This is a genomic window from Rhodobaculum claviforme (assembly GCF_016653255.1).
GTDB classification, from domain to species: Bacteria; Pseudomonadota; Alphaproteobacteria; order Rhodobacterales; family Rhodobacteraceae; genus Rhodobaculum; species Rhodobaculum claviforme.
This window is the reverse complement of the sequence record NZ_NHSD01000289.1, coordinates 23,563-35,029: the sequence shown is the minus strand read 5'-3', so window position 1 is coordinate 35,029 and position 11,467 is coordinate 23,563. Positions and strand designations below refer to the sequence as shown.

General features: G+C 72.2%; 9 protein-coding genes. 1 reads left to right on the top strand and 8 read right to left on the bottom strand.

Annotated elements, in window-relative coordinates:
• Positions 1–341 precede the first annotated feature (341 nt).
• The 6 genes from CCR87_RS12570 to dctP form a co-directional block, all read right to left on the bottom strand.
• Positions 342–1,325, bottom strand: a complete 984-nt coding sequence (locus tag CCR87_RS12570) for a cyclodeaminase (RefSeq protein WP_201157870.1) — start codon at positions 1,323–1,325, stop codon at positions 342–344.
• Entirely contained in the window at positions 1,304–2,335 is a 1,032-nt protein-coding gene (gene eutB / locus CCR87_RS12565) for a hydroxyectoine utilization dehydratase EutB (RefSeq protein ID WP_201157869.1), read from the bottom strand. The genes CCR87_RS12570 and eutB overlap by 22 nt, the downstream gene beginning before the upstream one ends.
• A 25-nt stretch (positions 2,336–2,360) precedes the next feature.
• Positions 2,361–2,807 carry a universal stress protein gene (locus tag CCR87_RS12560; protein WP_207186632.1) on the bottom strand — a complete coding sequence of 149 codons (447 nt, stop codon included), beginning with the start codon at positions 2,805–2,807 and terminating at the stop codon, positions 2,361–2,363.
• Between the two features lie 9 nt (positions 2,808–2,816).
• Positions 2,817–4,100: a TRAP transporter large permease gene (locus CCR87_RS12555; protein ID WP_201157868.1), complete on the bottom strand. Its 1,284-nt coding sequence runs from the start codon at positions 4,098–4,100 to the stop codon at positions 2,817–2,819.
• Positions 4,101–4,103: 3 nt separating this feature from the next.
• A complete protein-coding gene (locus tag CCR87_RS12550; RefSeq protein WP_242511996.1) occupies positions 4,104–4,691 on the bottom strand; it encodes a TRAP transporter small permease in 588 nt (195 codons plus the stop codon).
• Between the two features lie 189 nt (positions 4,692–4,880).
• Positions 4,881–5,891, bottom strand: a complete 1,011-nt coding sequence (gene dctP / locus CCR87_RS12545; RefSeq protein ID WP_201157867.1) for a TRAP transporter substrate-binding protein DctP — start codon at positions 5,889–5,891, stop codon at positions 4,881–4,883.
• A gap of 333 nt (positions 5,892–6,224) precedes the next feature.
• Between dctP and CCR87_RS12540 the strand changes: the two genes are divergently transcribed.
• Positions 6,225–7,712, top strand: a complete 1,488-nt coding sequence (locus CCR87_RS12540; protein WP_201157866.1) for an amidase — start codon at positions 6,225–6,227, stop codon at positions 7,710–7,712.
• A gap of 206 nt (positions 7,713–7,918) precedes the next feature.
• Here the strand turns inward: CCR87_RS12540 and CCR87_RS12535 are convergent, their stop codons facing one another.
• A complete protein-coding gene (locus tag CCR87_RS12535; protein ID WP_201157865.1) occupies positions 7,919–10,261 on the bottom strand; it encodes a penicillin acylase family protein in 2,343 nt (780 codons plus the stop codon).
• On the bottom strand, positions 10,258–11,418 hold the full coding sequence (locus CCR87_RS12530) for a M20 aminoacylase family protein (RefSeq protein ID WP_201157864.1): 1,161 nt from the start codon (positions 11,416–11,418) through the stop codon (positions 10,258–10,260). The genes CCR87_RS12535 and CCR87_RS12530 overlap by 4 nt, the downstream gene beginning before the upstream one ends.
• Positions 11,419–11,467 lie beyond the last annotated feature (49 nt).

The following is an 11,467-nucleotide window of genomic DNA, read 5'->3' as shown; positions in this document are numbered from 1 at the left end:
GTCGGGCCTGCGGGCCGGGCGCTGCGGGCGGTCATCCGGTGCCTCACGGGTTGGGGTTGAGGCGGGGATCCTCGCCGGAATCGCCGGACGGCGCCTTGATGCAGGTCAACGGCGCGGCCGTTGCAGCGGCCGTGCCGCCAGATCCGTCCACCGCCAACCGTCCACGGCCCACCATCCACCGTCCACCGTTCACCGCCCGCAGGCTTGCCGGTCGGTGCCAGCCCGCGCAAGCGCGGCTCGGGCGGCCGCGCAGGCCGGGGCGGGGGGCGGGGCGGGCCACCGGCTTGAACGTCCCGGCCACACCCGGAGGGTGGCGTGGCGATGGCCGGCGGCAGCCGCCCTCAGCTGTCGATCACCGTCCCGGCCGAACCGGCGCGGGCCAGCGCAAGGGTGGCGATGGCGGTGTCCTGCACGCCCGTGCCGGTGAGGTCGGCAAAGGTGATCGCCTGCGGGTCGCGGCGGCCCGGCGCGGTGCCCGACAGCACCGCGCCCAGCTCGGGAAACGCCGCGTCCGGCGCGACGGCCCCGGCGGCGATGGCGGCGCGAAGCTCGCCCATGGCGCGGGCCTGTGACAGCCGGTCGGGGACGTAGCTGGCGCGCGCGAACAGTGCCGGGTCCACCTCGGTCTTGCCGGGCTGGTCGGCGCCCATGGCGGTGACGTGCTGGCCCGGACGCAGCCAGTCCGCGCGCAGGATCGGCGCGGTGGCGGGGGTGGTGGTGACCACGATGTCGGCCTGCGCGACCGCGGTCCTTGCGTCCGCCTCGGGCCGAACGGGCAGGCCCAGCTGCGCGCTGGCCTCGGTGGCCATGGCGGCAGCGCGGGCGGGATCGCGCGCCCAGACCACGGCGCGCGCCAGCGGCCGCACCAGCGCCAGCGCGCGCAACTGCAACCGCGCCTGGACCCCCGCACCCAGGATGCAGGCCGTCGCCGCATCGGCCCGTGCCAGCGCCCGCGCCGCCACCGCCCCGGCCGCCGCGGTCCGCAAGTCGGTCAGGTAGCCATTGTCCAGCAGCAGCGCCTGCACCTGCCCGGTGCGCGCCGACAGCACCATCATCAGCCCCGAGGTCGACGGCAGCCCCAGGCGCGGGTTGTCGAAGAACCCCGGGCTGACCTTGATCGCGAACCCCTCCAGGCCGGGGACATGGGCGGTCTTGATGTCGACCTCGCCGTTGACGTCCTCGAGGTGCATCGACAGCACCGGCGGCATCACCACCCCCCCAGCCGCCAGCTGGCGAAAGGCCGCGTCGATGGCGTCCACCAGCCCGAGGTCGAGGTCGATGACCCCGCGCAACTGCGCCTCGGTCAGGATGCGGATGGCGGGCATGGGGGGATGGTCTCCTGTTCGGGGGTGTTTTCGGGGATGTCTTCGGGGCTGGCGTGGGCGTCGTGACCGGCGATGATGCGGGCGTGGAGCGCCATGTCGATGTTGGCGCCCGTCAGCGGCACCAGCACCGGGCCGCGCACAGTGATGCGCCCGGCCAGAAGGGCGGCAACCCCCACCGCGCCGCCGCCTTCGACGATCTGGCGCTCGTGGTGATAGAGGTGGCGGATACCGGCGGCGATCTCGGCCTCCGACAGCAGGATCACGTCGTCGATCAGCGCGCGCACGGCGTCCAGTGTGTGGCGGTTGTCCAGCCCGATGCCGCCGCCCAGCGAATCGGCCAGCGTCGGCGCCTCGGTCACCGCGACGGGGTGGCCCGCGCGCAGGCTCGCGGCCATGGCCGCACCGCGCCGCATCGACACGCCGATGGCGCGGATGCCGGGGTTGAGGGCCTTCATCGCCGTGGCCACCCCCGCAAACAGCCCGCCGCCCGACAGCGGGATCAGCACCGCCGCGGCGTCGGGGACATCCTCGGCCATCTCCAGGCCCAGGGTGCCCTGGCCGGCGATGACGTCCGGGTGGTCGAAGGGGGGGATCAGCGCGAGGCCGGCCTCGGCGGCCAGCCGCGCGGCCTCGGCCTGGGCGTCGTCCTGGCTGTGGCCGATCACGCGGACCTCGGCGCCCAGCGCGCGCACGGCGGCGCGCTTGTTTTCCGGCACCAGATGAGACAGGCACACCACCGCCCGCAGCCCCCGCGCCCGCGCGGCATGCGCCAGCGCCCGCCCGTGGTTGCCGGTGGAGGCCGTGACGACCCCGGGCGTGCCCGCCGGCAGGCGCGCGACCGCGTTGGTCGCCCCGCGCAGCTTGAAGGCGCCGGTGATCTGCTGGTGTTCGTGCGTCAGCCAGACCGGCGCACCGACCCGCACCGACAGCGCCTCCGACGGAGCGGCAAAGCTGCGCCGCACCTGCGGGGCGATGCGCGCCCGCGCCGCCAGGATATCGGCCACGGTCATCGCGACGGCCCGGGCGGGCGCGCCCTCACACCACCAGCACCGGACAGCGCGCCAGCCCCGTGACCTTGTGCGACACCGATCCCAGCAGATAGCTTTCGATGGAGCCGAGGCCGCGGCTGCCGAGCACGATCAGATCGACCTCCTTGTCTTCGGCCATGCGGATGATGGTGCGCGCGGGCTGGCCTGCCTTGACGAAGGCGCGCACGCGGGTGGCCCCGGCATCGATCGCCATGCGCTTGGCGTAGTCGGCCACCTCGCGGGCGTATTCGCGCATCGCGGTGTCGGTGTTGCCCGGCATGTCCTGCGGACGCACCATGGAGAACGACGCCTCCAGCATGGAATGGTGGCGGTACACGGTCAGGATCAGCACCTCCCCCTCGGTCAGCCGTGCCAGCTCGACGGCCCTGGCCAGCGCCTCCTCGGCGTTGTTGGATCCGTCGAAGGGCACGAGGATCTTCTGGAACACGGTCATCGCCCCCCTTCAGCGGAACGCCAGGTCGCGCAGGAACAGCGCGATCTGCGGAAAGAAGATCAGCAGCACCGAGACGGTGAGCAGGATCGCGATGAACGGCGGCGTGCCGCGGATGACCTCCCAGTAGGGGCGCTTGAACACCGCGATGGCGGTGAAGATGTCACAGCCGAACGGCGGCGTGGCCGAGCCGATGGCCACCTGCAGCACCACGATGGCCCCCACATGCACCGGATCGAGGCCGACCGCGTTCACGACGGGGGCAAAGATCGGCACCAGCACCAGGATCACCACGATGGGATCGACGAACATGCAGCCGATGAAGAACGCAAGGGAGATCACGAACAGCACGCCGATGGGGCCCATGTCGTCGATACCGACGGCGCCCAGAACCTCCTGCGGGACCTGCGCGAACGAGATCACCCAGGAAAACGCCGCCCCCGCGCCGACCAGGATGAACACCACCGCCGTGATCAGCCCGGTCGACCGCGCGGTGGCGATCAGACCCTTCAGGTCCAGCGTGCGGAAGACGATCATCTCCAGGATCAGCGCATAGAGGACGCAGGCCGCCGCCGCCTCGGTCGGCGAGAAGATGCCGCCATAGATGCCCCCGATGATGATGATCGGAAAGCCCAGCGGCCACAGCGCCCGCAGCACCGCCCGCCCGCGCTCGGACCACGGCGTGACGGGTTCCGTCGGCACCCCCATGCGGATCGCATAGATCCAGGCATAGATCGAGAACAGCACGAGGATCAGCAGCCCCGGCCCGATACCCGCGATGAACAGCTCGGCGATCGAGGTGTTGGAGATCACGCCATAGATGATCATCCCGATCGACGGCGGGATCAGGAACGCGATGTCCGAGGCGTTCACGATCAGCGCCAGCGTGAAGCTGTCCTTGTAGCCCGCCTTGAGCATGCGCGGGCGCAGCGGCGAGCCGATGGCCACCACGGTGGCCTGCGTGGAGCCCGACACCGCCCCGAACATCGTGCACGCCGCGGCGGTGGAGATCGCAAGCCCGCCGCGGCGGTGGCCGAAGAACGCCATGACCATGTCGATCAGCCGGCCCGCCGACTGCCCGCGCGTCATGATGTCGGCGGCGAAGATGAACATCGGCACGGCGATCAGCGCGGCCGGACGGATGCCGGCCATCATCTGCTGGATCATCGTCTCCATCTGGCCGAAGCCGCCGAAGACCATGTAGAACCCCGTGCCCGCCGCCGCGATCAGCGGGATCATCATGGGAAAGCCCAGGCACAGCAGCACCACCATGATGGCAAAGATCGTCAGGGCCATGGGCTACACCTCCTGCTCGGGTTCGTCGGTGTAACCCTCCAGCACCGTGGTGGAGAGGTAGATGTCCGGCGACAGGATGTTCTTGATCGCCGTCAGGAAATACTGAAGCCCGGTCATGAAGAAGCCGATCGGCACCCAAACCAGCGTGTACCAGACCGGGATCTGCAGCGACGACATCAGCCGCCCGCGCCCCATCTGCGTCATCAGGTAGCCCCAGGAGTACCAGCACAGCGCGAACATGAACCCGGCGGTCACCAGCGCGATCACGATCATCAGCACCTTGCGCAGTTTCGGCGGCATCAGGTCGAAGAACGCCGTCATGCGGATGTGCCGGCCATGCCGCGCGGCATAGGAGATGCCCGCGAAGGTGATCAGGATGATGAGGATGCGGTTGATCTCCTCGGTCGCCTGGATCGAGGAGCCGAAGACAAAGCGGCCCACCACGTTCGACACGGTGTTGGCCGCCATCAGCAGCACGCCCGCGGCCAGCAGGAACGCCTCCAGCCGGGCGATGCCGTTGTCGAGCCACCCCAGCGGCCCCGGCAGGTCCGAGCGGTAGGCCGAGGGCGGGACGTCCTGCTCGGCGGCCAGACGCAGCGCCTCGTCCCCGGGCGCGAGGCTGGCCTTGTCGCTTTCGGGCCGGGTATCCTTGTGAGGGTCACCCCCCGAGGGGCCTGCGTCGCGCGGCTTGTGATCGCTCAAGGGGGTCCCTCCGGCTCGGGCCGCGGCGCGCGGCGGGGGTCGGCGGCGGATCGCTCCGCCGCCGCTGTGGCCCTGACGTCAGTTCCTGACGGCTTCGAGGTCGGCCTTCATCTGCTCCAGGATCCTCGCGCCGGTGTCACCGGTCATCCGCAGGAACTCCTCCTCCACGCGCTCGGCGGCGTCCATGAAGGGCTGGCGCTCCTCCTCGGTCAGGCGGATGATCTCCATCTCGGGCTTGGCCTCGAGGATGGCCTCCAGCGACGCCTCGGTCAGGCCCTGCTGGTATTCCAGGATGTACTCGAAGGCCACGTCCACCGCGTCACGGATCAGCTGCCGGTCTTCGTCCGACAGGCCGTCGAAGAAGTCCTGGTTGGCCATGAGGGCGGTGGTGAAGTTGTTGTGCCCGGTAAAGGTGAGGTAGTCCGTCACCTCGTACATGCGGGTGGATTCCACATAGAACATGGGGTTTTCCTGCCCCTGGATCATGTTCGTCTGCAACCCGCCATAGACCTCGCCCCACGGCAGCGGCGTCGGCACCGCCCCGAAGGCGCGGTAGCTTTCCACCAGCAGCGGGTTGGTCATCACCCGGATGTTCTGCTCGTTGAGGTCGGCGGGGCTGCGCACCGGCTGCTTGGTGGTGATGACCACCTCGCCCTCCGGGTACATCGTCAGCAGTTCCAGCCCGTGCTCGGCATAGATTTCGGGGAACATCTCGTTGATGGCGACCGAGGTGCGGAAGAACTCGTTGAGCTCTTCGCCCTCCTGCGGCAGCAGATAGGGCACGAAGAACACCTGCGCGGCCGGGATCAGCGCGCCGGTGAAGCCGGGCGACTGGTTCACGAACTGCAGGATGCCGGCCTGCGTCTGCTCCATGATGTCGTCGGATTCGCCCAGCGTGCCGAAGGGGAACAGCTGCACCTCGTGGTCCGAATTGGCCTCGATGTGTTCCTTGAACTGGGTGGCAAAGACGCCCTGCACCTCGTCGATGGCCTCCTCGAAGGCATAACGCCAGGTCTGCTGGGCCTGTGCGGCACTCGCCGCGATCAGCGCGAAGGCGCTCGCGCCAAGAAGGATCTTGGTCGGTTTCATCGGGAATTCTCCCCTTTTTTTGCGCCCCTGACGGCCGGGGACCGACGTGGGGCAGTCCATGCCCGGAGCGGCGATTGCCCCCCGGTAAGGTCCCTCTGAGCATTGCGTCCCGGCCCCGGTTGTCAAACAGAAAATGCCCCGCCATTGCCAAGCCATTGTTAGAACGCCCGTTTTCCCACCATCCACCCCCATGGCCCCCGCAGGACACCCGGCATTGCAGGGCGCCGGACACGGGGCGCGTGCACGTCCCGCGTGCATCGGCCCCGCCGGGGTCGCGCGCTTGAACTGCCCCGGCGGAGCGGGCAGCATGCCCGCGATCAGAGGGGGAGCACCATGACGGGCGACACGACGCCGCCGCTGCTGGCGGGCACGGCGCAGGCGCAACTGGCCGCGATGGCCGCGGGCGAGACGACGGCCGAGGCGCTGATGCAGGCCACCCTGGCGCAGATCGCGCGCATCAACGGGACGGTCAACGCCATCGTCAGCCTGCGCGATCCCGATGCCCTGCTGGCCGAGGCGCGCGCCGCCGACGCCGCCCGCGCGGCCGGGCGGGCCTGCGGGGCGCTGCATGGCCTGCCGATGGCGGTCAAGGATCTGGCGGATGTGGCGGGGCTGGAGACCTCCATGGGCTCGCCGATCCTTGCCGGGCAGGTGGCGCGGCGCGACGAGCTGTTCGTGGCCCGTCTGCGCGCGGCGGGCGCGATCTTCATCGGCAAGACCAACACGCCCGAGTTCGGGCTGGGCAGCCACACCTTCAACCCGGTCCATGGGTCGACGCGGAACCCCTGGGCGCCGGATCACATGGGGGCGCGCACGGCGGGCGGATCGTCGGGCGGCGCGGCGGTGGCGCTGGCCACGCGGATGCTCGCGCTGGCGGACGGCTCGGACATGATGGGCAGCCTGCGCAATCCGGCGGGGTGGGGCAATGTCTATGGCCTGCGCCCCAGCTGGGGGCGCGTGCCCGCCCTGCCCGAGGGCGAGACCTTCCTGCACAACCTGTCGACCAACGGCCCCATGGCGCGCTGCCCGCGTGACCTCGCGCTGCTGCTGGAGGTGATGGCCGGGCCGGAGCCCGCGCGCCCGTTCTGCCTGCCGGCCGAAGCCTTCGTGGCCCCGCTGGCCGCCGACCTGCGCGGTCGCCGCATCGGCTGGCTGGGCGACTGGGGCGGCGCCTTTGCGATGGAGGACGGCATCCTGCCGCTGTGCGAGGGCGCGCTGGCCCGGTTCGACGCGCTGGGCGTCACGGTGGAGCCGGTGGCGCCCCCCTTTCCGGCCCCCGAGCTGTGGGACAGCTGGATGACCCTGCGCGCCTTCGCCAACGCCGCGCGGCTGGGCCCGCTGCATGCCGACCCCGCACGCCGCGCGCAGCTGAAGGCCGCCGCCGTATGGGAGGTCGAGCAGGGCCAGGGCCTCAGCCTCGCGCAGGTGGAGGCCGCCAGCCTGATCCGCTCGCGCTGGTATGCCCGCGCGGCCGGGCTGTTCGATCGGTACGACGCGCTGGCGCTGCCGACCGCCCAGGTCTGGCCGTTTCCCATCGACCAGGAGCACCCGACGCAGATCGCGGGCCGCGCCATGGACACCTATCACCGCTGGATGGAGGTGGTGATCCCCGCCAGCCTGATCGGCCTGCCGGCGCTGGCGATCCCGGCGGGGTTCGGCACATGGGGACCGGGCGCGGGCCTGCCGATGGGGGTGCAGCTGATTGGCCGGCACGGCGACGACCTCGGGCTGTTGCAACTGGCCGAGGGGTGGCACGGCATCACCGGCGGGGCCGAGACACAGATGCCGCCGATGCTGCCAGGGCCGCAGGCGAGCGGCTGAGGCGCGCCCCGGACGGGGCCGCCGGCCCCTCTCCCGCGCCGGACGGCCCCAGCGCGACACGCACGGCCGATCCGCACGGCTTCCAGGCCCGCCCCGCCGCCATGCGCAGAAGGCGGGCCGGACACACAGGGCGCAGGGCGGGGGCAGACGGGCCGGGCACGCGATACCGCCACAGCCATCGGAGGTGACCACGCGCGGCGGCGGCGTCAGCCCGGCACAAGGGTCAGGACGCTGCGGGTCGCGGCCTCCACCGCGGCGACGGAATAGAGCAGGGGGACATGCCCGCCCGCGGCCCAGATCGGCGCAAGGTCGGCGTAATGCGCGCTGCCGGGCACGCCCGACTGCCCCGGCGCGTTGATGCACAGGCTGTTGTCCCAGCCGCCCACGTCGATCACCAGCCGGACCGAAGCCCCGTTGCGCACGCGGAAATCCCCCCGCGCCTCATAGGCGGCCATCATCACCGTGGTCGCGCCGCCGCCGGTGGGCAGCGGGCCCACATCCCACCCGGCGACCCCGAGGGGATGCGGGAAATGGCCCACATGCAAGCGCCCCCAGGCCCAGGCGTCGGGGTCCGGTCCCTGCCGCGCCACCGCGTCATCCCACGCCGCCGCCAGCGTCCGAGTCAGAACCCGGCGGCGCCCCCCGGGCGATGCGAGGGCGCCGGGCGGGGGGCCGTCGCCCTCCAGCGCGGCGACGATGGCGGCGATGTCGCCGGGCGCCAGTCGGGCTGCCAGTCGGGCCGCCAGAGGGGCCGCCAGCGCCGGATCCCCGTCCGCGCCCGCCCGCAGCACCGCGGGCTTCAGATGGGCCGACAGCCACAGCTCGAACAGCAGCGCCGCCCCGCTGTCGGCCGCGATGCGCCCGTCCCAGCCCTTCAGCAGCGCCGTGGCCGGATCGTCGGCGTCGGGCAGCAGCGCCACCAGCCGCGCCGCCACCCCCGAGGCGACATCACCCTGCAACGCCGCGCTGTCGGCCAGGGTGTGCCCCTGCGCCGCGCCCAGCACGTCCGCGATGCGCGTCGCGCGGCCGTCGCCGTGCCATTCGTACCCCACCGGCGCGCGGTCATGGGGCCAGTCGGCGGGCAGGTTCATCTCGTTGGCCGAGTGCACGAAGCCCTCGGGCGGGTTGACGCGCAACGGCAGGTCGCCCGGCGGGATCGCCCCGTCCCAGTCGAACCGCCCGTCGCCGGGCATCGGCACCAGCCCGCGCCAGCCGTGGCGTTGCGGCACGCGCCCTGCCGCCATCCAGGCGATGGTGCCACCGGTGTCGGCCCAGACCTGGCTGACGGTGGGCGCGACCCAGCCGGCCATCGCCGCGCGAAACCCCGCCAGATCCCGCGCGCGCATGCCCTGCAGCGCGGCCATGTAGGGCGCGGCGCCGGCCTCGGTCAGGACGGTGCGGATGGCGATGGCGCGGCCCGCGCCCTCGTGGACCACCGGGCCCTGGCGGGTGAAGCGCAGCCGCACCGTCTGGTCGGGGTGGCCGCGCACGGGGATCGCCTCCTCGACCGTCTCGATCGGGGCCCGGCCGCCCTTCCAGGCGTGGCGGTCGGGGTCCTCGGGGTCGATGTCATGGACGAACACGTCCTCCTGATCGGCGCAGAAGATCGTGAGGGAAAACGCCCCCGTCCCGTTGTGCCCGGCCATGACCCCGGGCGAGGACGGCTCGCCCGCGCCGATCACGTCGATCCCGGGCGCCGTCAGGTGCACCAGATACCGCAGGCCCGGCAGCGAATGCGCCCGGTGCGGGTCGGACGCCATGACCGGGCGGCCGGTGGCGGTGCGCTGGCACGCGACGGCCCAGTTGTTCGACCCGTCGGGAAACGCCTGTGGATGCGCCACCACCGCCTTGTCGGCGTCCACCCGGGACCAGCGGTGCGCCTCGCACAACGGCGCCGCCAGCCGCTCGGGCGCAAAGCTGACGGGCGCGGTCGCCAGCCGCAGCACATCGAGCGCACCATCCGGCAGCGGCCCCGCGCCGAGGTCCCACTCCGCCGCAGGCACCGGCGGATCGAGACGCGCGCGCAGGCCGTCCACCTCCGGCCCCGCCGCCGCCAGCACCGCCGCGCGCGCCTCCTCGGACAGGGCGTTGCGCACGAGGCAGTGGGTGCGGATGCGCACCACGTCCTCGGGGGCCCAGCGCGCCGGGCGGGTGTCCATGCGCGCGAATTCGGGCGGCAGGGGGGCGCGGCCGTCCTCCACCGCGTCGATCCAGGCGTTGATTCCGGCGGCGAAGGCCGTGCAGATCGCACGCCCGTCGGGGCCATAGGCGGCCCATTCCGCGTCCATGTCGCCGCGATAGAGGAACAATCGCGCCGCGCGGTCCTGCATCAGGTAGCCGGGACCGAAATCCGCCGCCAGCAGCCCCAGCCCACGCTTGCGCCACAGGTCGATCTGCCACAGCCGGTCGCGGGCGGCGTTGGCGCCCTGGGCGAAAAACAGATCGTGCAGCGATCCGGCACGGATATGCGGGATGCCCCAGCGGTCGATCCGCAGGGTCACGGGGGCATCGAGGCCGCGCAGCGCCAGCGTTTCGGCCGCCACGCTCATGCCGGCAGCCGCCGCTCCACCAGCCGCGCCATGACCGAGGCGGCGATCGGCAGGCAGGCGTCGTCGAAGTCATAGCCGGGATTGTGCAGCGGCACCGCGCCCGTCTGCCCGATCCGGCAGTAGGCGCCGGGCACGACGCGCAGCATGTCGGCGAAATCCTCGCTGCCGGTGCGGCGGTCGTCGGTGATGCGGGCGGCATCGCCGATGATGTCGGCGGCGGCGGCGACGTATTCGGCCGACAGCTCGGGGTCGTTCTCCAGCACGCTGGCGATGTCGCGGATGTCGGCGGCGATCTCCATGCCATGGGCGGTGGCGAAGCCCGCGCACAGTGCCTCGATCCGGTCGCGGATCAGGGTGCGGTCGGCCTCGTCGAAGCAGCGGATGGTGCCCGAGATCGTCGCGGTTTCCGGCACCACGTTATAGGCCGTGCCCGCGCGCAGCCGGGTGATGGAGATCACCGCCGCCCCGGTCGCAGCAAGGTTGCGGCTGACGATGGTCTGCACCGCCTGCACCAGCCCTGCCGCCACCGTCACCGGGTCGCGCCCCTCGTGCGGGCGCGCGGCGTGGCTGCCGCGCCCGGTGATGGTGATGTCGAAGAAGCTCGCGCCCGCCATCGCCGGGCCGGGGGTGACGCTGACCGTGCCCGGCGCCATGCCGGGGGTGTTGTGGATGCCGTAGACCTCGTCGCAGGGAAAGCGGGTGAAGAGGCCCTCGTCCATCATGCGGCGCGCGCCGCCGAGGCCTTCTTCGGCGGGCTGGAAGATCACCACGGCGGTGCCGGCGAAATCGCGCGTGGCGGCCAGGTATTGCGCGGCACCAAGCACGATGGCGGTGTGGCCGTCGTGGCCGCAGGCGTGCATGACGCCGGGCGTGCGGCTGGCGTGGGGGACGCCGCTGGCCTCCTCGATCGGCAGGGCGTCCATGTCGGCGCGCAGGCCGATGCGGCGGTTGCCCTCGGACCGGCCCCGGATCAGGCCGACGACGCCGGTTCCGCCGATGCCCTCGTGCACCTCGTCCACGCCCCAGGCGCGCAGCCGCTCGGCCACGAGGGCGGCGGTGCGGACCTCCTCGAAGCCCAGCTCGGGGTGGGCGTGGATGTCGCGGCGCAGCGCGGTCAGCGCCTCGGCCTCGGCGGCGATCTGGGGCAGGGCTGGCATGGCGGCTCCTTGTATACGGGTGACGGCAGCTTGGGACGGCGCCCGGGGA

Bases quoted from the DNA above. Each gene is read 5' to 3' on its own strand.
- CCR87_RS12560 (WP_207186632.1), bottom strand. From the start codon at position 2,807: ATGACCGTGTTCCAGAAGATCCTCGTGCCCTTCGACGGATCCAACAAC.
- eutB (WP_201157869.1), bottom strand. From the start codon at position 2,335: ATGACCGTGGCCGATATCCTGGCGGCGCGGGCGCGCATCGCCCCGCAG.
- CCR87_RS12540 (WP_201157866.1), top strand. From the start codon at position 6,225: ATGACGGGCGACACGACGCCGCCGCTGCTGGCGGGCACGGCGCAGGCG.
- CCR87_RS12555 (WP_201157868.1), bottom strand. From the start codon at position 4,100: ATGGCCCTGACGATCTTTGCCATCATGGTGGTGCTGCTGTGCCTGGGC.
- dctP (WP_201157867.1), bottom strand. From the start codon at position 5,891: ATGAAACCGACCAAGATCCTTCTTGGCGCGAGCGCCTTCGCGCTGATC.
- CCR87_RS12530 (WP_201157864.1), bottom strand. From the start codon at position 11,418: ATGCCAGCCCTGCCCCAGATCGCCGCCGAGGCCGAGGCGCTGACCGCG.
- CCR87_RS12570 (WP_201157870.1), bottom strand. From the start codon at position 1,325: ATGCCCGCCATCCGCATCCTGACCGAGGCGCAGTTGCGCGGGGTCATC.
- CCR87_RS12535 (WP_201157865.1), bottom strand. From the start codon at position 10,261: ATGAGCGTGGCGGCCGAAACGCTGGCGCTGCGCGGCCTCGATGCCCCC.